General features: G+C 64.6%; 19 protein-coding genes. 12 read left to right on the top strand and 7 right to left on the bottom strand.

Annotation, left to right across the window (positions count from 1 at the left end):
• Window positions 1-322: 322 nt before the first annotated feature.
• The 3 genes from LBW87_RS19680 to LBW87_RS19670 all read right to left on the bottom strand — a co-directional run bounded on the left by LBW87_RS19680 (window position 323) and on the right by LBW87_RS19670 (window position 5,706).
• Window positions 323-1,999: a methyl-accepting chemotaxis protein gene (locus tag LBW87_RS19680; RefSeq protein ID WP_225203162.1), complete on the bottom strand. Its 1,677-nt coding sequence runs from the start codon at window positions 1,997-1,999 to the stop codon at window positions 323-325.
• A 201-nt stretch (window positions 2,000-2,200) separates the two neighbouring features.
• A complete protein-coding gene (gene rhaI / locus LBW87_RS19675) occupies window positions 2,201-3,496 on the bottom strand; it encodes an L-rhamnose catabolism isomerase (RefSeq protein WP_225203161.1) in 1,296 nt (431 codons plus the stop codon).
• Window positions 3,497-3,579: 83 nt separating this feature from the next.
• The gene (locus LBW87_RS19670) at window positions 3,580-5,706 is read right to left on the bottom strand and encodes a bifunctional rhamnulose-1-phosphate aldolase/short-chain dehydrogenase (protein ID WP_225203160.1); all 2,127 of its coding nucleotides are present in this window, start codon (window positions 5,704-5,706) and stop codon (window positions 3,580-3,582) included.
• Window positions 5,707-5,960: 254 nt separating this feature from the next.
• Between LBW87_RS19670 and LBW87_RS19665 the strand changes: the two genes are divergently transcribed.
• The 7 genes from LBW87_RS19665 to LBW87_RS19635 are packed head-to-tail and all read left to right on the top strand — an operon-like array spanning window position 5,961 to window position 13,326.
• Window positions 5,961-6,767, top strand: coding sequence for a DeoR/GlpR family DNA-binding transcription regulator (locus LBW87_RS19665; RefSeq protein ID WP_225203159.1), 807 nt, complete (start codon window positions 5,961-5,963; stop codon window positions 6,765-6,767).
• 58 nt (window positions 6,768-6,825) lie between these two features.
• A complete protein-coding gene (rhaS, locus tag LBW87_RS19660; protein WP_413927665.1) occupies window positions 6,826-7,854 on the top strand; it encodes a rhamnose ABC transporter substrate-binding protein in 1,029 nt (342 codons plus the stop codon).
• 59 nt (window positions 7,855-7,913) lie between these two features.
• A complete protein-coding gene (locus LBW87_RS19655; protein WP_225203158.1) occupies window positions 7,914-9,545 on the top strand; it encodes a sugar ABC transporter ATP-binding protein in 1,632 nt (543 codons plus the stop codon).
• Entirely contained in the window at window positions 9,536-10,573 is a 1,038-nt protein-coding gene (locus tag LBW87_RS19650; RefSeq protein ID WP_225203157.1) for an ABC transporter permease, read from the top strand. The genes LBW87_RS19655 and LBW87_RS19650 overlap by 10 nt, the downstream gene beginning before the upstream one ends.
• Window positions 10,570-11,583 carry an ABC transporter permease gene (locus LBW87_RS19645; RefSeq protein WP_225203156.1) on the top strand — a complete coding sequence of 338 codons (1,014 nt, stop codon included), beginning with the start codon at window positions 10,570-10,572 and terminating at the stop codon, window positions 11,581-11,583. Before LBW87_RS19650 ends, LBW87_RS19645 begins: the two co-directional genes overlap by 4 nt.
• Before the next feature lie 7 nt (window positions 11,584-11,590).
• Complete coding sequence (locus LBW87_RS19640; protein WP_225203155.1) at window positions 11,591-11,905, top strand: L-rhamnose mutarotase; 315 nt, start codon at window positions 11,591-11,593, stop codon at window positions 11,903-11,905.
• Between the two features lie 11 nt (window positions 11,906-11,916).
• On the top strand, window positions 11,917-13,326 hold the full coding sequence (locus LBW87_RS19635) for an FGGY-family carbohydrate kinase (protein WP_225203154.1): 1,410 nt from the start codon (window positions 11,917-11,919) through the stop codon (window positions 13,324-13,326).
• Between the two features lie 12 nt (window positions 13,327-13,338).
• On the opposite strand, the gene LBW87_RS19630 is transcribed toward LBW87_RS19635, so the two are convergent.
• From LBW87_RS19630 to LBW87_RS19615, 4 genes are read right to left on the bottom strand one after another with little or no spacing between them, the layout of a single operon-like run.
• Entirely contained in the window at window positions 13,339-13,980 is a 642-nt protein-coding gene (locus tag LBW87_RS19630; RefSeq protein ID WP_225203153.1) for a glutathione S-transferase family protein, read from the bottom strand.
• Window positions 13,981-14,004: 24 nt separating this feature from the next.
• On the bottom strand, window positions 14,005-15,474 hold the full coding sequence (locus LBW87_RS19625) for an efflux transporter outer membrane subunit (protein ID WP_225203152.1): 1,470 nt from the start codon (window positions 15,472-15,474) through the stop codon (window positions 14,005-14,007).
• Window positions 15,474-18,617 (bottom strand): efflux RND transporter permease subunit, encoded by a 3,144-nt coding sequence (locus LBW87_RS19620; RefSeq protein WP_225203151.1) that lies wholly within the window; start codon window positions 18,615-18,617, stop codon window positions 15,474-15,476. Before LBW87_RS19620 ends, LBW87_RS19625 begins: the two co-directional genes overlap by 1 nt.
• Entirely contained in the window at window positions 18,614-19,741 is a 1,128-nt protein-coding gene (locus LBW87_RS19615; protein WP_225203150.1) for an efflux RND transporter periplasmic adaptor subunit, read from the bottom strand. The genes LBW87_RS19620 and LBW87_RS19615 overlap by 4 nt, the downstream gene beginning before the upstream one ends.
• A gap of 144 nt (window positions 19,742-19,885) precedes the next feature.
• Here LBW87_RS19615 and LBW87_RS19610 point away from each other — a divergent pair, with 144 nt between their 5' ends.
• The 5 genes from LBW87_RS19610 (at window position 19,886) to oiaK (ending at window position 25,794) form a co-directional block, all read left to right on the top strand.
• Window positions 19,886-20,506, top strand: coding sequence for a TetR/AcrR family transcriptional regulator (locus tag LBW87_RS19610; RefSeq protein WP_225203149.1), 621 nt, complete (start codon window positions 19,886-19,888; stop codon window positions 20,504-20,506).
• A gap of 417 nt (window positions 20,507-20,923) precedes the next feature.
• The gene (locus tag LBW87_RS19605) at window positions 20,924-22,261 is read left to right on the top strand and encodes an MFS transporter (protein ID WP_225203148.1); all 1,338 of its coding nucleotides are present in this window, start codon (window positions 20,924-20,926) and stop codon (window positions 22,259-22,261) included.
• Between the two features lie 42 nt (window positions 22,262-22,303).
• A complete protein-coding gene (locus tag LBW87_RS19600; RefSeq protein WP_225203147.1) occupies window positions 22,304-23,134 on the top strand; it encodes a phosphogluconate dehydrogenase C-terminal domain-containing protein in 831 nt (276 codons plus the stop codon).
• Between the two features lie 24 nt (window positions 23,135-23,158).
• Window positions 23,159-24,403 carry a ribulose-bisphosphate carboxylase large subunit family protein gene (locus LBW87_RS19595; protein ID WP_225203146.1) on the top strand — a complete coding sequence of 415 codons (1,245 nt, stop codon included), beginning with the start codon at window positions 23,159-23,161 and terminating at the stop codon, window positions 24,401-24,403.
• Complete coding sequence (oiaK, locus tag LBW87_RS19590) at window positions 24,400-25,794, top strand: 3-oxo-isoapionate kinase OiaK (RefSeq protein ID WP_225203145.1); 1,395 nt, start codon at window positions 24,400-24,402, stop codon at window positions 25,792-25,794. The genes LBW87_RS19595 and oiaK overlap by 4 nt, the downstream gene beginning before the upstream one ends.
• Window positions 25,795-25,834 lie beyond the last annotated feature (40 nt).

Raw genomic sequence — 25,834 nt, 5'->3', positions numbered from 1 at the left:
GAACGATGCGCAACGCAAGTCGCTGGATCCTGACTTTCGTCAGGACGACGGAGATGGAGTGAAAAATCTCTCGTCGTCCCTGCGCAGGCAGGGACCCAGCGTCGTTAATCACGTCGAACGATGCATAACGCACGTCGCTGGGTCCTGACCTTCGTCAGGACGACGGAGATGGAGTGAAAAATCTCTCGTCGTCCCTGCGCAGGCAGGGACCCAGTGTCGTTAATCACGTCGAACGATGCACAACGCACGTCGCTGGGTCCTGACTTTCGTCAGGACGACGGAGATGGGATGAAAAGTCTCTCGTCGTGCCGGAGTACAACGATCAGAACGTCTGCCAATCGGCATCATTGCCGCGTGCCAGCAGCGGCGCCGACGGCGTCAGCTTCACCGGCGATGGCTTGCGCGGCGTGGCGACGGTGCGAATCGGAGCTCGGCCCGATGTGTCCTTTGCCAGCGTAAAGATACTGATGGCCTGGTTCAGGCCGGCGGCCTGCTGCTGCATCGATTGCGCGGCAGCCGCTGCTTCTTCCACCAGGGCGGCGTTCTGCTGGGTCACTTCGTCCATCTGGGTGATGGCGCGATTGATTTCTTCGATGCCGGTGCTCTGCTCCATGCTGGCAGCGGAGATCTCGGCCACGATATCGGTCACCCCCTTGACGCTGGCCACCACCTGTTCCATCGTCGCGCCAGCCTGTGCCACCAGCCGGGTGCCGGTGCCGACCTTGTCCACCGAATCATCGATCAATTGCTTGATTTCCTTGGCCGCTGCGGCCGAACGCTGGGCCAGGCTGCGCACTTCAGACGCCACTACCGCAAAACCGCGTCCCTGCTCGCCGGCACGGGCAGCTTCCACCGCTGCATTCAACGCCAGGATATTAGTCTGGAAAGCGATACCATCGATCACGCTGATGATGTCGACGATCTTGCGCGAGGAGCTGTCGATGGCTTCCATCGTCTCGACCACCTGCCCCACCACCACGCCGCCCTGCATCGCGATGTCGGAGGCGGTGCTGGCCATCTGGTTGGCCTGACGCGCGTTGTCGGCATTCTGCTTGACGGTGGATGTCATTTCTTCCATCGCCGAAGCGGTTTCTTCGAGCGAGCCGGCTTGCTGTTCGGTACGCGCCGACAGGTCCAGGTTGCCGCTGGCGATTTCGTTGGACGCGGTCGTGATGGCCTCGGTCCCCGAGCGCACATCGCCGACGATGGCGACCAGGTTGTCATTCATCTTGCGCAGGGCCTGCATCAATTGGCCAGTCTCATCGCGCGAATCGACTTCGATGCGGGTCGACAGGTCGCCCGCGGCGACATTCTCTGCCACCCGTACCGCACCGGCCAAGGGCGCTACGATGGAGCGGGTCAGGAAGAAGCCGGCCACCAGCGCCATCAGCACCGCCACGATGGAGCACAACAAGGTCACCTGGATCGCCAGTTCACCCTGGGCCACCGCATCGGCGCCCTCTTCACGCAACTGCGCGTCCTGCGAATTGGCGAACGCCGTGGCCAGGTCGAGATAGGCGTTCTGTGAAGCGATCACCTTGCGGGTAACGAAATCGTCGGCCGCTTCGGCATCACCGGCCTGCACCAGGGCTACCAGCTGCGCCTTGCCTGCTTCGAATTTCTCACGGGCAGCGTCGACATCCTTGATTTTCTGCTGGCCACCCACCGTGGTCTGGCGGGCGGCGATCTTGTCGATGGCAGCTTTGGTCTTGGCGACTGCGGCTTCCATCTCCTTGGCGCGATTTGCACTATATTGGGGACGACTGATGTCGATCACCATGCCGCGAATCAGCTTGATCTGGTCGTTGACGCCATCGCGCACGTCGCCGGCCCAGCGCACTTTCAGGTAACGGTCGTTGATGATGCCGTCGATCGTCGACTGGATGCGGCTGATCTTCAGGAATGCCGTTGCACTAACGACAACCAACAACACAATGATTAGGGCGAAGACAGCGGCAATGCGCTTGCCTACCGCCAGGTTCTTGAAATATGCAGACATGGTTTCCCTCGGTTGTTCATATTGGTAGCTGTCTCCTCTTCTCAAAACAAAGAAGACGATGCTTTTTTTATGGAACAACAGCGGCGGGCCAACTGATGCAATTATATTTAGCGGCCCGATGATGCAATAAAAGATGACTGCGCGCAATACGCAGTGTTACCTATATTTTTGCACCACAGGGCCCGCTGACAACGTTTATCTTCAGACAATTCCGCTGCTGCTGGCGCCTGCCACAGGCGGACGCTCGGCGCGTTTATGGTCGCGATAGGCGCTGGCGCGATAGAACGCCACCGGGTCGATGGCGCCGCCACTTCGCAGCCGCGCCATCGCCAGGATGGCCCCGACATCGGTACGAAATGCCTGCTTGAGCGTTTGCGCCGCCATCAATGCGTCATTGTTCTTCTGGTGATGCTCCAGCGCCTGCTGGTCGACCAGCGCGGCCTGGATGTAGGCGCGCTGCACTTCGATGGCGCTGGTCATCAGGCTCTCGATGGGGTCGGTGACATTGTGCGACTGGTCCAGCATGTAAGCGGGACTGAACGTCTCGCCACCGCGGATGGCGGCATCGCGCAATTCATTGAAGATCAGGAACAGCTGGAACGGATTGATGCTGCCGGAGTCGAGATCGTCGTCGCCGTACTTGCTGTCGTTGAAATGAAATCCGCCGAGCTTGCCGAACTGCGCCAGGCGCGCCACGATCATCTCGATATTAGTGTTGGGCGCATGGTGGCCGAGGTCGACCAGGCACTTGGCTTTGGGTCCCAGTTCGGTGGCGCAGGCGAAGCTGGTACCCCAGTCGGCGATGGTGGTGGCGTAGAACGCCGGTTCGAACAGCTTGTGTTCGATGAACACGCTCCAGTCGGCCGGCAACGCGGCGTAGATGCCGCGCATGCTGTCCAGATAACGTTCCAGTGCGCCGCGCAGGTTGTGCTGACCGGGAAAATTGGCGCCGTCGCCGACCCACACGGTCAAGCCCTTCGAGCCCAGCGCATGGCCCAGCTCCACGCAATCGATGTTGTGCGCCACGGCCTGCGCGCGCACTGCCGGGTCTTGCGCGGTCAGGCTGCCGAATTTATAACTCTGCTCCTGGCCGGCCGCATCCTGGAAAGTGTTGGAATTGACCGCGTCGAAATAGAGACCATGTTGCTGCGCCGCTTCGCGCAACGCGCGCGGGTCGCTTGTGCGGTCCCACGGAAAGTGCAGCGACACCCCGGGCGTGGCGCGGGTGAGCTGGTGGATGGTGCCGCAGTCGTCGATCTTCTCGAACACATTGCGCGGTTCGCCCTTGCCGGCAAAGCGCGCAAAGCGCGTGCCGCCGGTGCCCACGCCCCAACTGGGCAGGGCGACGGCAAAGCGGGCCGCCAGCCCGGTGAGGACTTCGATATCCTGCCCGCGCCGTTGCAGCGTACCGCCCAGGGCGTCGTAGTCGGCCTGCAGGCGGGCCTGTTCGCGTGCATTCTGCTGCGCGACGAAATCTGATGAAATGCGAAATGTCATGTTGTCTCCGTGATGGATTGCGCGTTGCTTTACATTACGTGCCGCGCTTATTTACCTGGTTTTACGACCGGCGCTTTACCCGCTCAGCGGGTGAAGGCGGCGGCGTTGCCGGCATCGACGTTAAGGATATTGCCGGTGCTCTTGGCTGATTTCTCGCTGGCGAAGAAATAGACCGCTTCGGCAATATCCTCGGGCAGCACGCTGCGCTTGAGCAGGCTGCGCTGGCGGTAGAACTCTTCGATATTGTCGGCTTCGATCTTGTTGGAGGCGGCGCGCTCCTCTTTCCATTTTCCATCCCAGATGCGCGAACCGCGAATCACGGCGTCGGGATTGACCACATTGACGCGAATGCCATACGGGGCGCCTTCGAGCGCGATGCAGCGCGCCAGGTGGATCTCGGCCGCCTTGGCGGTGCAATAGGCCGATGCGCCCGCCGAGGCCACCAGCCCATTCTTGCTGGCGACATAGATGATGCTACCGCCCAGGCCTTGCGCCAGCATGCTGCTGTAAGCGGTACGACTGACCAGGAAGTAGCCGGTGGCCAGCACCGAAAGATTGTGTTGCCAGACGGCGAGACTGGTGTCCTGCAACGGCGAGGCCGAAGCGATTCCCGCATTCGAGACTAACAGATCGACGCCACCGAAACGCAGGGCGACACTGTCGAGCACCCGCTTGACGTCGGCCTCGCTGGTGATGTCGGCCCGCACGGTGGCAATCGCATCCGCTCCGCCGTGCTTGACCAGGCCGCCGTAGGCGCTGTCGATGGCCGCCTGGTCGATATCGGTCAGCATCACGCAGGCGCCTTCGGCCAGCAATTGCCGCGCCACTGCCTGGCCGATGCCGCCGCCGCCGCCGGTGACCAGCGCCACTCGTCCGGCGAGACTCTTGGGCTTGGGCATGCGCTGCAACTTGGCTTCTTCCAGCAGCCAGTATTCGATGTCGAAGGCTTCCTGCTCAGGCAGGCCGACATAGGTGTCGACGCTGTTGGCGCCGCGCATGACATTGACGGCGTTGACGTAGAACTCGCCGGCGATGCGCGCCGTGGCCTTGTCCTTGGCAAACGACAACATGCCCACGCCGGGGATCAGGTAGATCACCGGGTTGGGGTCGCGCATGGCCGGGCTGTTGGCGCGCGCGCAACGCTGGTAGTAGGCCGCGTAGTCCTGGCGATAGGCTTCCAGCGCAGCGTCGAGGCTGGCGGCCAGCGCATCGAAGTCGGGCGCATCGGGGTTGAAGTCGAGCACCAGCGGCCGGATCTTGGTGCGCAGGAAGTGGTCGGGGCATGAAGTGCCCAGCGCGGCCAGCGCCTGCAACTCCTGGCTGCAGACGAATTCAAGCACGGCGGCGCTGTCGTCGAAGTGCCCCAGCTTGTATTCGCCCTTGCTGATCTTGCCCCGCAGCACCGGCATCAGGCGCGCCGCCAACGATGCACGTTCCTGCTGCGGCAGCGCAGCATGGCGTGCGCCACCGAAGGCCGGCGTGCGGCCATTGGCCGCCAGCCAGGCATCGGCCCGGCGGATGATGTTGAGCGTGTTCTCGTAGCAGGACTTGGCGGTATCGCCCCAGGTGAACAGGCCGTGTCCTTCCAGCATGATGCCCTTCAGCGCCGGTTGCTCGCTGACCATCGCCTGCAGCTTGAGGCCCAGGTCGTAGCCCGGGCGCTGCCACGGCAGCCATCCCAGTTCGCCTTCGAAGATGCTGGCGGTGAGCGCCCGACTGTTTTTGCAGGCGGCGATGGCAATGACGGCATCCGGGTGCATGTGGTCGACGTGGCGATGCGGGATGTAGGCATGCAAGGGCGTGTCGATACTGGCGGCACGGGTATTCAGGTTGAAGGTGCAGTGCGGCAGATAGCCGACCATCTCGTCTTCATGCTCAAGCCCGCGGTAGCGCCGGCGCAAGGCATTGAGCCGGTCCATGTAGAGCGTGGAGAAACCGTCCAGCTTGATGCTGCCCAGGTCGCCGCCGGAGCCCTTGACCCATAACACCTCTACCTGCTCCCCGCTGAGCGGATCGGGCATGACGATCTTGGCCGAGGTGTTGCCACCGCCGAAATTGGTGATTTCCTTGTCAGCGCCTAACAGATTGGAGCGGTAAAGCAGCAGTTGCGGCTGGTCCAGGGTGGCGGCGTGGGCGTCGTCCCAGGCCGAGGCGATGCGCTGTGCGCCGGCCCTGGCCGAGGCTAAGTCGGGTGAAAAGGCAGTGGTCATTCAAGTCTCCGTTCTGATTATGGTTGCTCGGCGCGACCCGCGACAGGCAATACAGCTAGTAAAAATCAGACGCCGATCAGAGTCAATCGATCTCCAATCAACTTGGTGATCGTTTATGAAGTAATCACCAAGTTGATTGATTGTTTGTTGACTTGTTTTTTGCCAATCGCTTAGTCTTGAGACATAACGAAAGATCGCAGGACAGGCACCGGCAACAGACCGGGCCGCCGGCGAAGAACATCATGGAGACGAACATGATCAACCCCAATCGCCGCAAGCGGTTGCTGGGCCTGCTGTCGGAACATGCCGGCGCCAGCGTCGAGCAGCTCTGCCAATGGCTCAACGCATCGGCGGCCACAGTACGGCGCGACATCGCCTGGCTGGCAGAGCGCAACATGCTTACCCGTACCCGGGGCGGCGCCGAGCGGCTCGAACCCAAGCGCAACACGTTTGCGCTATCGGGCGAGAGCTTCCAGGCCAACCTGGACCGCAATCGTCCGCAAAAACAGGCGATTGCGCGTTATGCCGCCGACATGTGCGACAACGGCGAGACCATCATCATCAACGGCGGCACCACGACCTTCATGATGGCCGAGTTCCTGGCGCACAAGCGGCTCAAGATACTGACCAATTCGTTCCTGATGGCCGAGCGCCTGCTGACCACCAGCGAGAACCAGATCATCGTGCCGGGCGGCCAGGTGTATCGCGAACAGAACGTGATTTTGAGCCCCTTCGACAACGACATCACCCAGCACCACTACGCCGGCAAGATGTTCATGGGCGTGTATGGCCTGTCGATGCTAGGGCTGATGGAAGTCGACCCGCTGCTGATCCAGGCCGAAAAACGGCTGCTGAGCCAGGCCGAACAATTGATCGTGCTGGTCGACAGTTCCAAGTTCTCGCGCAAGGCCGGCCTGATCCTGTGCGGGCTGAACCGTGTCAGTTGCCTCATCACCGACACCGGCGTAGCCGACGGTGCGGTGCAGATGATGGAGCAAGCCGGCGTCAAGGTAGTCACGGTGGCGCCGGTGCAGGAGCGCGAGCTGGCGCTGCAGGACTGAACGGCCACGCGCCATCCGCGCGCCAGGCCGCATATAACAATCACACTGGAGACAAGACATGAACAACAACAAGACAGGCGCGTCCGCACGCGCCGTGCTGACGATGGCGCTGGCGCTGACAGCGGCCGCCATCGGCTTGGCGCAACCCGCCGCGGCAGCCGAGAAGGTGCGCATCGCCATGGTGGTCAAGAGCCTGGGCAACGGCTTCTTCGACGCCGCCCACGAGGGCGCCAAGGAAGCCGCCAAGGAGCTGGGCGATGTCGACATCATCTACACCGGCCCCACCACCCCCACCGCCGAAGGCCAGATCGAGATCATCAATTCGCTGATCAGCCAGAAGGTCGATGCCATCGTGGTCTCGGCCAACGATGCCAATGCGCTGGTGCCGATCGCCAAGCGCGCCGCGCAACGCGGCATCAAGGTCATTTCGTTCGACAGCGGCATCGCCCGTGCCGGACGCCTGATGCAACTCAATCCGTCCAATGCCGAGCTGATCGGCGTGAAGCAGATCCAGATGGCATCGGAGGCCATCGGCGGCGCCGGTGAAGTGGCGATCCTGTCGGCCACGGCGCAGGCCACCAACCAGAACATCTGGATCGGTGAGATGAAGAAGGCGCTGGCCAAGCCCGAGTTCTCCAAGATCAGGCTGGTCGCTACCGTGTATGGCGACGACCAGTCCGACAAGAGTTACCGCGAAGCGCTGGGCCTGCTGCGCAGCCATCCGAACCTGAAGGCCATCATCGCGCCGACCACCGTTGGCATCAACGCTGCCGGCAAGGCCGTGGTCGATGAAAAACTGGTCGGCAAGGTCTACGTGACCGGACTCGGTCTGCCTTCGGAGATGGCTGGCCACGTCAAGAGCGGCGCCGTCAAGAGCTTCGCGATCTGGAACCCGATCGACCTCGGTTATGCCGCCACCTTTGCCGCCTACCAGTTCGTCAAGGGCAAGAACCAGGGCAAGGATGGCGAAACCGTGGCCGTGGGCCGGATGGGATCGATCAAGCTCGACGCCTCGGGTGAAGCGGCACTGGCGCCGCCGTTCACCTACGACGCCGGCAATGTCGACAAATTCGCCAAGATCTTCTGACGACGCTGCCATCAACCCGCCGGTACTGCCCCCTTCTTCTGGATAGCGACGACTCCGCCATGGTTACTTCCGTATTGCCTGTCCCAGGCACATTGTTCAACCCGCCGCAGGCGCCGGGCGCCGTGGCCATGCGGGCGGCGCTCGACACCAGCAGCGCGCCGGTGCTGGCGCTGAGCGGCATCGGCAAGCGCTTCCAGGGCGTGGTGGCGTTGCACGACGTCGGCTTCGAGGTGCGCGCCGGCGAAGTGATGGCCTTGCTGGGCGAGAACGGCGCCGGCAAGTCGACCCTGGTCAAGATCCTGACCGGCATCCACCAGCCGGATGAAGGCAATATCGTGCTGGGCGGACAGGCAGTGCACTTTGCGTGCGCCCAGGATGCCATGAAGGAAGGCATCACGGCGGTGCACCAGGAAACGGTCATGTTCGAAGAACTGACGGTGGCCGAAAATATCTGGGTCGGGCGCCAGCCGTTATGCGGCATGCCACGCCGCATCGACTGGCGCCGCATCGAGGACGAAGCCCGCGCGCTGTTCGAGCGGCTGGAAGTGGACCTGCCGATACGGGCCCGGGTCAAGGACCTGAGCGTGGCGCAGCGGCACTTCGTCGAAATTGCCCGGGCGCTGTCGCAGCGGGCCAAGGTGGTGATCATGGATGAGCCGACCGCCGCCCTGTCGCACCATGAGATCGGCGAGCTGTACCGGATCATCGGCCAGTTGCGTGCGAGCGGCACGGCGGTCATTTTCATTTCGCATAAATTCGACGAAATCTTCGCGGTGGCAGATCGTTATACCGTGCTGCGCGATGGCCGCTTCATCGCCGCCGGTGCGCTGGCCGACATCACCGAACCGCAGCTGGTGGCACTGATGGTCGGGCGTGAGGTAGGCCAGGTCTTTTCGCGGCCGACGCCAGCGCAGGATGCGCCGGCGCGGTCCGGCGCGCCCCTGCTCGAAGTGGAACACCTGTGTCATCCGAGCGAGTTCCACGATGTCAGCTTCTCGCTGCGCCGTGGTGAAATCCTGGGTTTCTACGGGCTGGTGGGCGCAGGCCGCTCGGAAGTGATGCAGGCCCTGTTCGGTCTGTCGCCGCAGGCGCACGGCAAGCTGCGCATCGACGGCCAGGTGGTGACGGTGGATTCGCCGGCGCAAGCCATCCGGCATGGCATCGCCTATGTGCCGGAAGACCGCCAGCGCCAGGGCGCCCTGCTGTCGCTGCCGATCTTCCAGAACATCACCTTGCCGATCCTGCCCGGCATCGGCTTCTTCCTGCGTCGTCATCGCCGGCACGAACTGGAGATTACCCGCCAGCTGTGCGAACAACTGGAATTGAAGGCCAGCCATTTCCATCAGCAGGTGGCGCAACTGTCGGGCGGCAACCAGCAAAAGGTGGTGCTGGCCAAATGGCTGGCCACCAAACCGCGCGTACTGATCCTGGACGAGCCGACCAAGGGCATCGACATCGGCTCCAAGGCGGCCGTGCATCGCTTCATCGGCCAACTGGTGGAGCAAGGCCTGGCCGTGATCCTGGTGTCGTCCGAATTGCCGGAGGTCATGGGCATGGCCGACCGCATCGTGGTGATGCACCAGGGCACGATGCAACAAATATTCGAACGCGACCAGGCCACCCCCGAATTGCTGGCGGCGGCAGCCTCGGGCAGCACCACGCACCTGACAGGAACCACAGCATGCCATTGACGTCACTAACCCCGTCCCACGGCCAGGCGCTGTGGCGTCGACGCGAGCCGCTGCTGGCCGCCCTTACGGTGGCGCTGGTGCTGCTGGTCGGCCTGCGCGCGCCCTCATTCCTGAGCTGGCAGAGCATGGACAACCTGCTCACCGACAGCGCGGTGGTGATCATGCTGGCGCTGACCCAGATGCTGGTCATCCTCACGCGCGGCATCGACCTGTCGGTGGCCTCCAACCTGGCCCTGTCGGGCATGATGTCGGCCCTGCTGGCGATGAACTTCCCGCAATTGCCGGTGGGCCTGATCATCGTCTCGGCAGTATGCATCGGCTTAGCGCTAGGACTGCTCAACGGTTGGCTGATCGGCTATCTTGCGTTGCCGCCGATCGTGGTCACCCTGGGCAGCATGAGCGTCTTTCGCGGGCTGGTGTTCGTGCTTTCGGGCGGAGCCTGGGTGTCGTCGCGCAACATGCCGGCCGACTTCATCGCCTTTCCGCTGGAACGACTGGGCGGACTGACCCATCTGGCCTGGCTGGCCGCCGCCGCCATCGTCGCGCTCTGGTTCCTGGCGCGCCACACGCGCTTCGGACGCGATCTGTATGCGATCGGCAACGATCCGGTGGCTGCCGCCTACGTCGGCATCGGCGCGCCGCGCCTGCTGTTGTGGACCTACGGCTTGTCGGGGGCGATGGCCGGACTATGCGGCTACCTCTGGGTGGCGCGCTATGCAGTGGCCTACACCGAGATTGCCTATGGCTTCGAATTGACCGTGATCGCCGCCTGCGTCATCGGCGGCATCAGCATCGCCGGAGGCGTCGGCAATGTCAGCGGTGCGGTACTGGGCGCCTTGTTCCTGAGCGTGATCAACAACGCGCTGCCCATCGTGCGCATCTCGCCGTTCTGGCAAAGCGCGCTGACCGGCCTGGTGATCCTGTCGGCGGTGGTCATCAATGCCCGTGGCGACCAGGGCCGTCGCAAGCAAATCCTGCCGTTGCATGGCTCCGGCCTGCCGGCGTCACCTGCCAGGAAACCAGCATGAGCCTCATGAGCGAGCCCGGCGCGACCAAGACCTCGCGCTACCACATCGAAGACCGGCCACGCTTTCGCCCGGTCGACCTGCTGCGTCACTGGGAATACCTGCTGGCAGTGCTGCTGCTGGCAGTGCTGGCCATCAACGGCCTGCTGCTGCCGCATTTCCTGGACCCTTACAACCTGGCCGACAGCACCTTCAACTTCAGCGAAAAGGCCTTGATCGCGTTGCCGATGGCGCTGCTCATCATCTGCCGCGAGATCGATATCTCGGTGGCGGCCATCATCGCGCTGGCGTCAGTGGCCATGGGCGTGGCCAATCAGCATGGCGTGCCACCGGTCGGCCTGTTCGCGGTGGGCGTCGCCACCGGCACCCTGTGCGGCCTGCTCAATGGCGTGCTGGTGACGCGGCTGGCCTTGCCTTCGATCGTGGTGACGATCGGCTCGATGTCGCTCTTCCGTGGCCTGGCCAGCGTGGTGCTGGGCGACCAGGCGTTCACCAGCTATCCAGAATTGCTCAGCGACTGGGGACAAGGTTATTTCTTCGATGTCATTCCACGCCCGTTCGTGGTGTGGCTGGTGGTGGCGGCCCTGTTCGCGCTGGCGCTGCATGGCACCCGCTGGGGACGGCGCATCTATGCCATCGGCAATAACCCGGTGGCGGCGCGCTTCTCGGGCATTGCGGTCGACCGCTACCGCCTGGCCCTGTTTGCGCTGACCGGTGCCATGGCCGGCCTGGCCGCCTGCCTGCTGACCGGACGCATCGGCAGTACCCGCCCCAATATCGCCATGGGCTGGGAACTGGAAGTGATCACCGTGGTGATCCTGGGCGGCGTGAGCATCGCCGGCGGCATCGGCACCATCGGTGGCGTCATGCTGGCGGTGCTGACCATGGGCATGGTGACCTACGGTCTGGCGCTGGCCAATATCCCTGGCATCATCATGACCATCGTGGTGGGCGCGCTGCTGCTGGTGACGATTGCCGTGCCGCGCCTGCTCAGCGGCCGGCGCAGTCGTTGAGGCCGTGATGGAACAGATTGCGTTCACCATGCAGTTGCGTGCCGGATGCGCCGACGAATATCGCCGCCGGCATGACGCCATCTGGCCCGAGCTGGCCGCCCTGCTGCATCAGAGCGGGGTGCGCGACTACAGCATCTTCCTCGACCCCGACAGCGGCAAGCTGTTCGCCGTATTGCGCCGCACGCCACAACACGGCATGGACTGCCTGCCCCTGCATCCGCTGATGCAACGCTGGTGGACCCGCATGGCCGACCTGATGGAAACCGGCCAGGATTGCCGCCCCCTGACGCAGGACCTGGTGCCGATGTTCCACCTTCCCTGATCAATGCCACGATGACCGCAGCCACGATGACCGAAGCCACCGCCGTATTCGATATCGGCAAGACCAATGTCAAGCTGACCCTGGTCGACCACCACGGCCAGGAACTGGCAGTGCGCCGCCGTCCCAATGCGACACGACAGGACGGTCCTTACCCGCATCACGACGTCGCGACCATCGAAGCCTGGCTGCTGGAAAACCTGACGCAACTGGCGCGCCGCTGGCATATCGCCGCCATCGTCCCGGTCGCCCACGGCGCTACCGCCGCCCTGGTCGATGACGAGGCGCTGGTGCTGCCGGTGGCCGACTACGAACACGATTTCCAGCTGCCCGGCTATGACCGGCTGCGCGCCCCGTTCGAACAGACCTTCTCGCCGCGACTGGACCTGGGGCTCAACCTGGGACGCCAACTCTATTGGCAACAGCAGCAATTTCCGCAAGCCTTCGGCCGCGCGCGCCATGTGCTGATGTACCCGCAATACTGGGCGTGGCGCCTGTGCGGCGTGATGGCTGCCGAAGTCAGTTCGCTGGGTTGCCACACCGATCTCTGGCAACCCGGCCTGGCTCGTTATTCGACACTGGTGGAGCACTGCGGCTGGTCGCACCTGATGCCGCCGTTGCGCCATGCCTGGGACACGCTGGGCACGGTGCGCCCGGCGCTGGTGGCCAGCACCGGATTGCCGGCCGACTGCCGGGTGTTGTGCGGGGTGCATGACAGCAATGCCTCGCTGGTGCGCCACCTCGAACCGGGGCCGGACCGTGCGCGCATCGTGCTCTCGACCGGCACCTGGGTCATCGCCGCCGCCCTCGACGGCCAGCTCGCGCCGCTGCAGGAACACAGTGACATGCTGGCCAACGTCAATGTCGTCGGCGCGCCGGTGGCCTGCATGCGCTTCATGGGAGGACGCGAATTTGCGCAACTGGCCGGCGCCACCCATGCGCACTGCACGCTGGACGATCTGCAGGCGCTGCTCGATGCGCAAGTGATGGCGCACCCCTGCTTTGCCGAATGTGGCGGGCCCTTCGCGACACGCCAGGGGCGGATTACCGGTCAACTGGCCAGCGGGGCCATCAACCCCTATGCCCTGGCAACGCTGTATTGCGCATTGATGACCGACTATTGCCTGGAACAACTGCAGGCGCCGGGCGGGATCGTGGTCGAAGGCAGCTTTACGGCCAATCCGCATTTCGCGCCATTGCTGGCGGCGCTGACGCAACGGCGCGTCAGTTGTTCGCAGGACAGCAGCGGCACCACGGTCGGTGGCTGGCTACTGGGGCAATGGGGCAACGCCGGCGCCAGCGATCAGCTGGGCGCGGCGCTTGCCGCGCCAGCGCTGTCCCTGCCCGGCCTGGAACGCTATCGGCAAGCCTGGCGTACCGCGCTGGCAGAGCAGGATGCGCCGGTTGCCTGCGCAGTCAACTGAGGTCGCGCTCGATCAGTCGAGCTTGGGTGTCAGGCCCGGATCGCCCTTGGCCATCGCCTGGCGATAGGCAGGCCGTTCACCGAGTCGCTGCAGGTAGGCCAGGATGTGGGGATAGCCGGACAGGTCGAGCGGCTGGAACTCGCGCATGGTGCTCAGCGAGAACAGGCTCATCACATCGGCGGCGGTGAATTCGCTGCCGGCCAGGTAAGGGACCTGGCCCAGGCGCGCTTCCAGCAGCGCCAGCACGCGCTCGACGCGTTCGCGGGTAGCCGCCAGCAGCGGGTGATCGGACGCCAGTCCGGCCCGTTGCACCGTCATGTTGCGCAACATCACCGATTGCAGGTTGCCATTGGAAAAATGGAACCAGTACAGGTAGGCCGCGTAGTCAGGATGTTCCGGCGCCAGCTTGAGACGCCCGCCACCGTGCACCGTGATGATGTATTCGACGATAGCCGCCGATTCGCCCAGCAGCAGATCGCCATCTTCGATCACGGGCGCAGCGCCCAGCGGATGCAGCTGGCGCAATTCCGGTGGCGACAGCCGGGTGACCGGGTCGCGGGTGTAGTGCTTCAGTTCGTACGGCAGGCCCAGCTCTTCGCAGAGCCAGATGATGCGTTCGGATTGGGAAATGCCCAGGTGGTGGATTTTGATCATGTCGGCGTCAGGAGTGGTTGCACATCAAGGTTTCTTGGCGCCTGATTCTACCGGACCTTCGATGCTCACCCCCATCGCCTGGAACAGCGTGGCCGTATCGGCCAGCCGCGCCGCAGTCGCCCTGATTTCACTGACCCGCGCATCCAGGTATTGCCGCTCGCCGGCGCGCACCGCACCCGGTGGCACGGCACCCAATGCTGCGCGCCGCTGCGCATTGCGCCAGCCCTGCTCGCCATGACCGCGCGCGGCCGACGCCGCCTGCAGCGCATCGGCATCATGGGTCAGCGCCACCAGGCTGTCGGCCACGTTCTGGAAGGCATTCAGGACGGTCTGGCGATAGTTGTCCTCGGACGCCAGGAAAGCCTCTTGCGCGGCGCGCCGACGCGCACTCAAGGCGCCGCCGTGGAAGATCGGCTGGGTCAGCGATGCGCCGAGGCCCCACACCGCGCCCGCCGCTCCGGTGGCGCGCGCCCAGGTAAAGCCGGACTGGCCGAACGAAGCACTGATCGACAGGCTGGGAAACATCTCGGCCGTGGCCAGCGCGACTTCGGCTGCGGCCACCTTCAGCGCCGCGTCGGCAGCCAGGATGTCGGGACGCTGGCGCAGCAGGTCCGACGGTATCGACAGCGGCACTCGCTCAGGCAGGCGCAAGGCGGCGATATCGAGGTCGGTAGGCGCGGCGTCCGGCGTGCGACCCATCAACACCGCCAGCGCATGACGCATCGCCTGCCATTGCGAGCGCAAGCCCGGCAGGCTGGCGCGCAGCGATTGCGCGCTGGTCTGCGCGGCCAGCACCTCATCGACCGGCACCGCGCCCATGGCGGCCCGGCGCTGCAATTCACTGGCATCGCTGTCGGCCAGCGCCACCAGGCGTTCGGTGTGACTGACCTGGGCTGCCAGCGAGGCCGCATTGATGGCGGTGATCACGACATTGGCGGCCAGCGTGCGGCGCGCCGCATCGAACTGGTACGACTGGGCGTCGACCTGGGCCGCCAGGGCCGAGTTGGCAAAGCGTTCCACGCCGAACAGGTCGAAGGTATAACTGGCCCGCAATTGTCCCGAGAAGACGTTGTAGAGGTTGGTCGGTTGCCCGATATTGGGCAGGCCCAGCGCGCGCTGGCGCGTGGCCTGGCCAACGGCGTCGATGGTCGGCCAGAGCGATTCGCCCAATTGGGCGCGCAGTTGCTCCTTGGCGCCCGCCAGGCTGTGTTCGGCCTGCGCCAGCGAATGATTGTGCTGCAACGCTTCATCGACCCAGGCCGACAATTCGGGCGAACCATAGGCTTGCCACCACTGGGGTACAGCGCGCTGGCCCAGCTCGAAATGCTGGCGCGCGCCTTCCGGGCCGAACGATGCCGGCGTGGCTTCTACCGCGTAGTTGGCCGGCTGTGGCATGACCGGGGCATCACCGGTCGGACCCAGCGCGCATCCGGAAAGAACCAGCATGCCCAGCACCGCCACCCGCTGCAGCTTCATTGAATGGAGTGGTCGCATCAGTGGCTCCCCTGGGTTGCCGCGTCGCGGTGATGGGTTTCGTCGGGCTTGACCTTGTAGCACAGCGCATACAGGGCCGGCAGATAGAACAGCGTCAATACCGTGGCGATGGTGATGCCGCCCATCAGGGCGGTCGCCATCGGCCCGAAGAAGTTGCTGCGCAACAGCGGGATCAAGGCCAGCACCGCGGCCGCGGCGGTGAGCGTAATCGGGCGGAAGCGACGCACGGTGGCGCCGACGATGGCGTCGAAGCGGGCCCGGCCGGCGCCGATATCCTGCTCGATCTGGTCCACCAGGATCACCGAGTTGCGCATGATGATGCCCAGCATGGCGATGGTGCCCAGCATGGCGACAAAGCCGAACGGCTGGTGGAACAGCAGCAATGCGCCGACCACCCCGATCAGGCCCAGCGGCGCGGTCATGACCACCATCATGGTGCGACCGAAGCTTTGCAGCTGCACCATCAGCAGCAACAGCACGGCGATGATCATCAGCGGCATCTGGGCCGAGATCGATGATTGCGCCTTGGCGTTTTCTTCGACCGGCCCCCCGACGTCGATGCGGTAACCGACCGGCAGGTCGCGGCGCAGTGCATCGAGCTTCTCGTTGACGCTGTTGGTCACGTCGATGCCCTGTACGCCTGCCCGCACATCGGCCAGTACCGTGATGGTCGGCTGCCGGTCGCGTTCCCAGATCACGCCATATTCCAGCGTGTTATGGAATTGCCCCAGGGTCGCCAGCGGCACCGGGCCATTGGCCGTGGGCATGGCCAGCGTGGCCAGCCGCGACGGGTCGACCCGTTCGCTGCGCGGGGCCCGCAGGTCGACGCTGACCAGCTTGTCGCGTTCCCGGTACTGGGTCACGGTAAAGCCCGACAACTGCATGGCCAGGAAGTTGGAAATCTGCTGCGAGGTCAGACCCAGCTCGGCGGCGCGCTTCTGGTCCACTTCGAACGATACCGAGCGCTGCGCCGGTTCATCCCAGTCGAGCTGCACATTGATGGCGCGGCTTTCCTTGCGGATCTCGGCGGCGACCTGCTCGGCGATGGCGCGCACCTTGGGGATCTGTTCGCCGCTGACCCGGAACTGCACCGGGAAACCGACCGGCGGCCCGTTCTCGAGCCGCGTGATGCGGGTACGCAGGCCACTGAATTGCTCGCGCAAGGGTTTCTCCAGCGCCCGCGCCAGGGCCTCGCGGTCTTCCACCGACTTGGCCGTGACCACGAACTGGGCAAAGTTGGCGCTGGCCAGTTGCTGGTCCAGCGGCAGGTAGAAGCGTGGCGCGCCGGTGCCCACGAAGCTGATCACATGGTCGACCTCGGCCCGGTCCTTGAGCACGGCTTCCATGCGATTGGCTTCGCGCTGGGTGGCCTCGAAGGAGGCGCGTTCCGGCAGGTGCAGATCGATCAGCAGCTCGGGACGGTCCGAGCTGGGGAAGAACTGTTGCGGCACCAGGCCAAACGCCGCCAGCGACGCCACGAACAGCAGCGTCGTGGCCAGCACCACGCGGCCCCGATAGACCACGCACCATGCCACCATGCGACGCAGCCGGACGTAGATGCGGGTCTGGTAGATCGGATGATCGTGGTCTTCCTCGTCATGCCCGGCATGCGGATTGGCGGCGATCTCTTCGTCGCTGAGCGCGCCGGGTTTTTCCTTCAGGATGTGATAGCCCAGCAACGGGATCAGGATCACCGCCGCCAGCCACGACAGCAACAAGGCAATGGCCGAGACCTCGAAGATCGAACGCGTATATTCGCCGGTGCCCGACTTGGCCAGCGCGATCGGCAGGAAGCCCGACACCGTCACCAGGGTCCCGGTCAGCATCGGGAAGGCGGTGCTGGTGTAGGCGAAGGCGGCCGCGCGCCGCTTGTTCCAGCCCTGCTCGAGTTTCACCGCCATCATCTCGACGGCGATGATGGCATCGTCCACCAGCAAACCCAGCGCCAGCACCAGCGTGCCCAGTGACACCTTGTGCAGGCCGATGTCGAGCATGTCCATGAACAGCGCGGTGACGGCCAGCACGATGGGGATCGAGATCACCACCACCATGCCGGTGCGCAGGCCCAGCGATACCAGGCTCACCACCAGCACGATGGCGACCGCCTCAGCCACGGCTTCGAGGAAGTCGTCGACCGACTTGGCCACCGCATGCGGCATGCTCGACACCGGTGTCAGGGTCAACCCGGCCGGCAAACGCTTGCGCAACTCGTCGGTGCGCTGGTCCAGCGCCTGGCCCAGGCGGATCACGTCGCCGCCGGGTTGCATGGTCACACCGATGCCAAGCACCGGCTTGCCGTTGGAGCGCATTTCCTGCTCTTGCGGTTCGTCGTAGCCGCGCGTGACCTTGGCGATGTCGCCCAGCCTGAAATTGCGGTTGTTGATATGGATGATCTTGTCCGACAGCGACTGCATGTCGTTGAACTGGCCGGTGGGCCGCACATAGACGCGGTCATCGGTGGCGGTGATGAGCCCGCCCGGCACCACCGCATTCTGGCCGCCGATGGCATCGGCCAGTTGCTGCGGGCTGATGCCCAGGCGCGTCATCTGCGCATTCGAGATATCAATGTAGATGCGCTGGTTGCGCTCGCCGAAGTAATCGATCTTGCCCACGCCGGGCACCCGCAGCAGTTCGCCGCGCAACTGGTCGGCATAGTCGCGCAGCTGCGCCGGCGAGAAACCATCGCCTTCCAGCGCATAGATATTGGTATAGACGTCGCCGAATTCGTCATTGAAGTAAGGACCGTGCACGCCCTGCGGCAAGGTGGCGGCGATGTCGCCCACTTTCTTGCGCACCTCGTACCAGGTCTTGGGCACTTGCGCCGCCGGGGCGGTGTCCTTGATGGTGAAGAACAGCTGCGACTGGCCGGCGCGGGAATAACTGCGCAGGAAGTCGACGTCCGGGGTCTCCTGCAGCTTGCGGGCGATGCGGTCGGTGATCTGCTCCTGCACCTGGCGCGCCGTGGCGCCTGGCCAGTCGGTCTGGATCACCATCACCTTGAAGGTGAACGGCGGATCTTCCGACTGCGACAGCTTGCTGTACGACCCGATCCCGAGCAAAGTCACCAGCGCCAGGATGAACGTCACCAGCGCCTGATGCTGCAGCGTCCAGGACGACAGGTTGAAACGACCCGGGGCGCTCATAGTGCGAAGTCCTCGGCATGCAACGGCGCGATGGCCTTGACCTTTTCGCCGGCGGTGAGGGTATGCACGCCCTGCACCACCACCTGCTCGCCGACGGCCACGCCCTGGCTGAGCGAGATGCTACGCTCGCCATAGGCGGCCACGGTCACCGGACGCAGCTCCAGCTTGCCGTCCTTGCCAACGATCCACAGCGCCGGCTTTTCGCCCTGATGGAACAGCGCGGTCGCGGGCAGCACCGTGATCGGGGCGGCCGACTGGTCCTGGTTGGCGATCAATACCTCGCCGCTCATGCCCAGCAACACGGCGGCATCGGGTTGTTCCAGCGTGACCTTGACGCGATAGGTACGGCTCTGGGCATCGGCCGCCGGGCTCACCTCGCGCACACGGCCGTTGAAGCTGCGGCCCGGCAGGGCCGCCAGCGTGACGGTGGCCGGGGCGCCGGACTTGATGCGGGCGACCTGGCCTTCGGCGGCATCGGTGATGACATCCACTGCGCCGCTCCAGGCCAGCGAATACACCGCTTGGCCAGCCGCCAGCACGTCACCGGTATTTGCCTGCTCGGCGCTGATCACGCCATCGCGGTCAGCTACCAGGTCGGTGTAGTTACGCTGGTTGCCGGCCACGCCGGCACGCGCCTCGGCGGCCTTGAACTGGGCCAGCGCGGCGGCATGCGCGTCCTGGCTCTGTTCCAGCTGTTGCGCGCTGATGAGGTTCTCGCGCGCCTGGTCGGTGTCGCGCTTGAGCTGCTTGCCTGCGGCGTCGAGGTGCTGGCGCGCCGAATCGAGGTCGGCACGGGCGCTGGCTGCGTTATAGTCGGCATCGACCGGGTCCAGCCGCGCCAGTAATTGCCCCTTCTTCACCTTGTCGCCCAGGTGCACCCGGCGCTCCGAGAGCTTGCCCGCCACCCGGAACGACATCGCCGTCACGAAGCGCGATTGCACCTCGGCCGGCAGGCGCAGCGCTTGCGCGCCGTTGCGTTGCTGGGCTTGCAGCACCACCACTTCGCGGGGCGCATCGGCCACCGGTTCGGGCTTGCTGCAGGCGGCGAGGACGACAAACAGGGGCAGTGTCAGCAAAGCGCGCGCAGGCAGGCTGCGCGAGCGAAGATGGAAGGCATGCTTCACGACGTTCCTTTCGTGGAATGTGAATGTCCGGACTGGCGTGGGCGCCGAACCATCAAAACATAGTCTAAGTTTTTGGCATTCTAATTCAGTTATGAATTCGGATGCAATATTGTATTTGAATACGCACCTGTTAGAATTCGAGTCATGACACGCCAACGACTCAGCCGCGAGCAAAGCCGGGAGCAAACCAGGGAACGGTTGCTCGATGCTGCGCACTCGGTTTTCATGCAAAAAGGATTGGCGCTCACCAGCGTGGAAGATATCAGCGGCGCGGCCGGCTATTCACGGGGCGCCTTCTACTCCAATTTCGAAGACAAGACCGAGCTCTTCTTCGAGCTCCTGCGGCGCGAAGACGAAAGCATCGACCAGGACTTCCATCGCATGCTGAGCGGCCCCGTGGCCGACCCCGCCGCCTTGCAGGAAGAAGTCGCCAGCTACTACGCGAGCCTGTTCCGGGCAGACAAGTGCAGCCTGCTGTGGATGGAAGCCCGCATCGTCGCCCTGCGGGACGAAAAATTCCGGGCCGAATTCAACGGCTTCCTGGAAGAGCGTTACCAGCAGATCGCCGAATTCGTCGAGATCTATTCCAGGCTGACCGGCACCGTGCCGGCGGCCCCGCCGCGCGAGATCGCCATCGGCCTGATGGCCTTGTGCGAAGGGGTGAGCTTCTCGCATCGCTGCGCTCCCGACATGGTGGACGACAAGACCGCCGAATCGGTGTTGTCGTGGTTTCTCAAGGCGGCCATCGCAGCGCCGGCCAACTAGTTTTTTCCCCGGCACTACTTCCCCGCTCCCGTCACGCCCCCTTCACCGTACTGACTGAGATCAGTACGGATCGACCTCAACCGGCTGCAGCCACACCCCTCCGCCAACGACAACTTGCCACCCGGCAGGCGTCGTCACGCTCATCTTTCACGTGCAAAAAATTAATCCAGACCCTGAAAAGCAAACTGGTATAGTGATGATACCAGTTGCCGGAACTCGTCTTTTGTTAGGGAAAGCCGAGGCAGCAGGTCAATAACAGCGCACCGCGCAGCAATGCCCCAGAGCAATAGCAGAAGAACCAACAAACGGCAGCCAGGCGCACGCATGAGGGCGCAAGCCCCCGCATCCCTGGCGCACATATAAAAGATGAGGTTGTTGTTGAAGGGCAATAGCCTCGCAACCTGCCAGGAGACAGTAATGCAAACCAACCCGAGCGCGGTCGAGAAATCGGCCATCCGCAAGGTGGCGATGAGGCTCGTGCCTTTCGTCGGCCTGATGTTCTTCATCAACTTCCTCGACCGCACCGCCATCTCGTTCGCCGGCCCCAATGGCATGACCCGCGACCTGGCCCTGACGGCGGCCCAGTTCGGCTTCGCCGCCGGGGTGTTCTTCATCGGTTATGTGCTGCTGGAAATCCCCAGCAACCTGGCCTTGCACAAGTACGGCGCACGCCGCTGGCTGGCCCGCATCATGGTGACCTGGGGCATCGTCGCGCTGCTCTTCACCTGGGTCAGCAGCATCGAAGGGCTCTACGTGCTGCGCTTCCTGCTGGGCGTGGCCGAAGCCGGCTTCTTTCCCGGCGCCATCCTCTACCTGAGCCTGTGGGTGCCGGCCCGGCACCGCAGTCATATCCTGGCGCTGTTCTACCTGGCGCAGCCCCTGACCATCGTCATCGGCGCGCCGGTGGCAGCGCTGCTGATCGAGGCCCACGGCCTGTTCGGGCTGGAAGGCTGGCGCGTCATGTTCGCCGGCGTCGCGCTGCCGGCCATCGTGGTCGGGATCATCGCCTGGTTCTATCTGGCCGACTCGCCAGCGGACGCCAAATGGCTCACGCCGGCCGAGCGCAACTGGCTGACCCAGGCGTTGCAGGCCGAACACAGCGGCAAGCAATCCAGCCATACCTCCCATGCCGGCGCGGCGCTCAAGAATGGCCGGGTGTGGATGCTGGCGCTGGTGTACTTCGGACTGATCTACGGCCTGTACGCGCTGGCGTTCTTCCTGCCGACCATCATCGGCGGCTTCGAAACGCAGTTCGGCGCCAAATTCAACGTCTTCCAGAAGGGCCTGATTACCGCCATTCCGTATCTGCCGGCGGCCATCGCGCTGTTCCTTTGGAGCCGTGACGCCACGCGGCGCGGCGTGCGCAGCTGGCACGTGGGACTGCCGGCGCTGCTGGGTGCGATCAGCATCCCGATGGCGCTGTTCATGCAGAGTCCGGCCGCTACCGTGGCCGCCATCACCGTCACTGCCTGCGCCATCTTCTCTGCCCTGCCGACCTTCTGGTCGATTCCGGCGCGCTTCCTGTCGGGCGCCGGTGCGGCCGCCGGCATTGCGCTGATCAATACGGTGGGCAACGCGGCCGGCTTCATGGCGCCCTTCATCACCGGCGCCATCAAGGATGCGACCGGTTCCTACCAGGCGCCGATGTTCGTGGTGGGCGCGTTGATGGCGTTGTCGTCGGCCATCATCTTCGCCATTGGCGCCGGTGCAACGCAGGAGCAAGCCGAGTTGCAAGGCCGGGCCGTGGCCGAATGAGCGGCAGGCAATCAATTACCAATTCCTGAACGGAGATAAATCATGAAACAGAAAATTGCGCTATTCGGCGCTGGCGGCAAAATGGGTGTGCGTCTGGCCAAGAACCTGAAGAAGTCCGACTATCAGGTGGCCCACGTCGAAGTCAGCGAAGTCGGCCAGAAACGCCTGCACGATGAAGTCGGGGTTGCCTGCGTGAGCATCGACACGGCGCTGGATAACGTCGATGTCGTCATCCTGGCGGTACCCGACACCCTGATCGGCAGGATCGCCGCCGAGATCTCGCCCAAGCTGCGCGCCGGCGTGATGGTGATGACGCTGGACGCCGCTGCGCCGTTCGCCGGCCATCTGCCGGACCGGCCGGACCTGGTGTATTTCGTGGCGCACCCCTGCCACCCACCGATCTTCAACGACGAGAGCACGCCCGAGGCACGTCATGATTTCTTCGGCGGCGGCCATGCCAAGCAATCGATCACCAGCGCCCTCATGCAGGGCCCCGATTCGGCCTTCGACCTGGGCGAGGATGTCGCCAAGGTCATCTATGCGCCGATCCTGCGCAGCTACCGCCTGACGGTGGAGCAGATGGCGCTGCTGGAACCGGGCCTGTCCGAGACCGTCTGCGCCACCTTGCTGTACGTGATGAAGCAGGCCATGGACGAGACCGTGCGCCGTGGCGTGCCCGAAGACGCAGCGCGCGACTTCCTGCTGGGTCACATGAATATCCTCGGTGCGGTGATCTTCAATGAAATCCCGGGCGCGTTCTCGGATGCCTGCAACAAGGCGATCCAGAACGGCCTGCCGCGCCTGATGCGCGACGACTGGATCAAGGTGTTCGACCACGATGAAATTGCCGAGAGCATCCGCCGCATCACCTGAAGCGCATCACCCGGAGAGACAAGCATGGAACGCATCTACGCCACTTATTGGCTGGAAACCGGCGACGACCCCGCGCGCGCCGCCGAGGTCATCGCCGGCGAACAATCGAGCGGCACCTTCGTCGCCCTGGCCACCGAGACCCCCGAGCTGAAAGAGCGTTCGGGCGCGCGCGTGGAGCGCCTGGAGGTGCTCGGCGTCAGCAGCCAGCCCAGCCTGCCGGGCGGCATGCCGTCGGCGCGCTACACGCAGTGCGAACTGGAGCTGTCGTGGCCGCTCGAGAACACCGGCGCTTCGCTGCCGAACCTGATGGCCACCATCGCCGGCAACCTGTTCGAGCTGCGCCAGGTGTCCGGCCTGCGACTGACCAGCCTGAAGTTGCCGCCGGCCTTCGCCCGCGCCTATCCCGGCCCGGCGTTCGGCATCGCCGGCACGCGCCGCCTGACCGGCGTGGCGCACGGTCCGCTGATCGGCACCATCATCAAGCCCAGCATCGGATTATCGGTGGAAGAAACCGCGCAGCAGGTGCGTGAACTGGTCGCCGGCGGCGTCGATTTCATCAAGGATGACGAACTGCAGGCCGATGGCGCACGCTGCCCCTTCGATGAACGCGTGCGTGCCGTCATGGAAGTCATCAACCGACACGCCGAGCGCACCGGCAAGAAGGTGATGATGGCCTTCAACTTGACCGGCGACCTGGATCAGATGCGGCGTCGCCACGATCTGGTACTGGCCGAAGGTGGCACCTGCGTGATGGCCAGCCTCAACTCGATCGGCCTGGTCGGACTGCATGAACTGCGGCGTCATGCGCAGTTACCGATCCATGCCCACCGCGCCGGCTGGGGCTACCTCACCCGCAGTCCGCAACTGGGCTGGAACTACGCGCCCTGGCAGCAACTGTGGCGCCTGGCCGGGGCCGACCACATGCACGTCAACGGCCTGCGCAACAAGTTCAGCGAGCCCGACGACAGCGTCATCGCCGCCGCCCGCGCGGTACTGGCGCCGGTCATCGAAGGCGCCGACGTCACCCCGACCATGCCGGTGTTCAGTTCCGGACAGACCGGGCTGCAGGCCGCCGACACCTATGCTGCCATCGGTTGCGCCGACCTGATCCATACCGCCGGCGGCGGTATCTTCGGCCATCCGCAAGGCGTCTCGGCCGGGGTCGAAGCACTGCGCGAAGCCTGGGTGGCGGCAATGGAAGGCATTCCCCTGGCGCAGCACGCGCGTGACAACCGGGCCTTGCAAGCCGCACTCGGATTCTGGAAATGAGTGCCGGACACCTGCAGGAACAACTGCCACCCGGCCTGCTGCTGGCCTACTACGGCGACGATTTCACCGGCTCCACCGATGCCATGGAAGTGATGACGGCGGCGGGATTATCGACCGTGCTGTTTCTGCGCACGCCGGATGCGGCCATGCTCAAGCGCTTTCCCGATGCCCGCTGCATCGGCATCGCCGGGTCGTCGCGCGGTCGTTCGCCACAGTGGATGGAGCAGCATTTGCCAGCCGCCTTCGACACCCTGGCCGCGCTCAAGCCGCCGTTGCTGCAGTACAAGGTATGTTCCACCTTCGATTCGTCGGCCGACACCGGTTCGATCGGGCGCGCCGTCGACATCGGCGTGCGCCATATGCCTGGCCGCTGGTCACCGATGGTGGTGGGCGCGCCCCGTCTGAAGCGTTATCAACTGTTCGGCAACCTGTTTGCGGCAGTCGACGGCATGGGACACCGGCTGGACCGCCATCCGACGATGTCGCGCCATCCGGTCACGCCCATGGACGAAGCCGACCTGCGGCGTCACCTGGGTCGCCAGACCAACCGCCGCATCGAACTGATCGACATGGTGCAACTGCGCGATGGCGCGCCCGGTGCGCATCAGCGACTTGCCGACCTGGTCGCCTCGCGCGATGAGCCGCCACCGGTCGTGCTGATCGATGTGCTGGATGAAGAAACGCTGCGCGAGGCCGGCCGCCTGGTGTGGAGCAACCCAGGCGCGTTCAGCGCCTCATCTTCCGGCTTGCAATATGCGCTGGCCGCCTACTGGCGATCGCGCGGCTGGATTCCTGCGGCGCCATCCTTGCCGACCGCCGGCAGCGTGCCGGTGATTGCCGCGGTCAGCGGCAGTTGTTCACCCGTCAGTGCAGCGCAGATCAATTGGGCGCGCCGGCATGGCTTCGCTACCGAACGGATGGACTTGCCCGCCGTGCTGGACGCCACCACCCGCGAAGACGAACTGCAGCGACTGCACAACTTGGCCATCGAGGCCATCGACGCCGGTCGTAGCCCGTTGGTGTTTTCGGCAGAAGGCCCCGACGACCCCAGCGTGATCGCCTTCGACGACATCGCCGCCGGCGCCGGCATGCCCCGCGCCGATGCCGCGCGCCATGTCGGCATCGCACTGGCCGAGGTGATGCGGCGCATCCTCCAGGCCCGACCGGTGCCACGCATCGCCATTGCCGGCGGCGACAGCTCGGGCGAGGTTGCCAGCGCCCTCGATATCGTCGCCTTGTCGGTCTGCGCAGGACTGGCGCCGGGCGCACCGCTCTGTCGGGCGTGGTCAGACCAGCCGCATCGCGACGGTCTCGAACTGGTTCTCAAGGGGGGGCAGGTCGGCGCCATCAGCTTCTATGGCGATGTACTTGAAGGGCGGGCCGCGGCCTGAGGCGACCAGGCGATTATGGTAGAGTGCGCGACCAACGACA

Source organism: Herbaspirillum sp. alder98, from assembly GCF_020179755.1.
GTDB lineage: Bacteria > Pseudomonadota > Gammaproteobacteria > Burkholderiales > Burkholderiaceae_D > Herbaspirillum.
This window is presented reverse-complemented; position numbering and strand designations above follow the sequence as displayed.

Excerpts from the sequence above, each read along its gene's own strand:
- LBW87_RS19595 (WP_225203146.1), top strand. The coding sequence starts at position 23,159 with ATGGAACGCATCTACGCCACTTATTGGCTGGAAACCGGCGACGACCCC.
- LBW87_RS19655 (WP_225203158.1), top strand. The coding sequence starts at position 7,914 with ATGGTTACTTCCGTATTGCCTGTCCCAGGCACATTGTTCAACCCGCCG.
- LBW87_RS19610 (WP_225203149.1), top strand. The coding sequence starts at position 19,886 with ATGACACGCCAACGACTCAGCCGCGAGCAAAGCCGGGAGCAAACCAGG.
- LBW87_RS19665 (WP_225203159.1), top strand. The coding sequence starts at position 5,961 with ATGATCAACCCCAATCGCCGCAAGCGGTTGCTGGGCCTGCTGTCGGAA.
- LBW87_RS19640 (WP_225203155.1), top strand. The coding sequence starts at position 11,591 with ATGGAACAGATTGCGTTCACCATGCAGTTGCGTGCCGGATGCGCCGAC.
- LBW87_RS19600 (WP_225203147.1), top strand. The coding sequence starts at position 22,304 with ATGAAACAGAAAATTGCGCTATTCGGCGCTGGCGGCAAAATGGGTGTG.
- LBW87_RS19605 (WP_225203148.1), top strand. The coding sequence starts at position 20,924 with ATGCAAACCAACCCGAGCGCGGTCGAGAAATCGGCCATCCGCAAGGTG.
- LBW87_RS19645 (WP_225203156.1), top strand. The coding sequence starts at position 10,570 with ATGAGCCTCATGAGCGAGCCCGGCGCGACCAAGACCTCGCGCTACCAC.
- oiaK (WP_225203145.1), top strand. The coding sequence starts at position 24,400 with ATGAGTGCCGGACACCTGCAGGAACAACTGCCACCCGGCCTGCTGCTG.
- LBW87_RS19625 (WP_225203152.1), bottom strand. The coding sequence starts at position 15,474 with ATGCGACCACTCCATTCAATGAAGCTGCAGCGGGTGGCGGTGCTGGGC.
- LBW87_RS19630 (WP_225203153.1), bottom strand. The coding sequence starts at position 13,980 with ATGATCAAAATCCACCACCTGGGCATTTCCCAATCCGAACGCATCATC.
- rhaI (WP_225203161.1), bottom strand. The coding sequence starts at position 3,496 with ATGACATTTCGCATTTCATCAGATTTCGTCGCGCAGCAGAATGCACGC.
- rhaS (WP_413927665.1), top strand. The coding sequence starts at position 6,826 with ATGAACAACAACAAGACAGGCGCGTCCGCACGCGCCGTGCTGACGATG.
- LBW87_RS19620 (WP_225203151.1), bottom strand. The coding sequence starts at position 18,617 with ATGAGCGCCCCGGGTCGTTTCAACCTGTCGTCCTGGACGCTGCAGCAT.
- LBW87_RS19650 (WP_225203157.1), top strand. The coding sequence starts at position 9,536 with ATGCCATTGACGTCACTAACCCCGTCCCACGGCCAGGCGCTGTGGCGT.
- LBW87_RS19635 (WP_225203154.1), top strand. The coding sequence starts at position 11,917 with ATGACCGCAGCCACGATGACCGAAGCCACCGCCGTATTCGATATCGGC.
- LBW87_RS19680 (WP_225203162.1), bottom strand. The coding sequence starts at position 1,999 with ATGTCTGCATATTTCAAGAACCTGGCGGTAGGCAAGCGCATTGCCGCT.
- LBW87_RS19670 (WP_225203160.1), bottom strand. The coding sequence starts at position 5,706 with ATGACCACTGCCTTTTCACCCGACTTAGCCTCGGCCAGGGCCGGCGCA.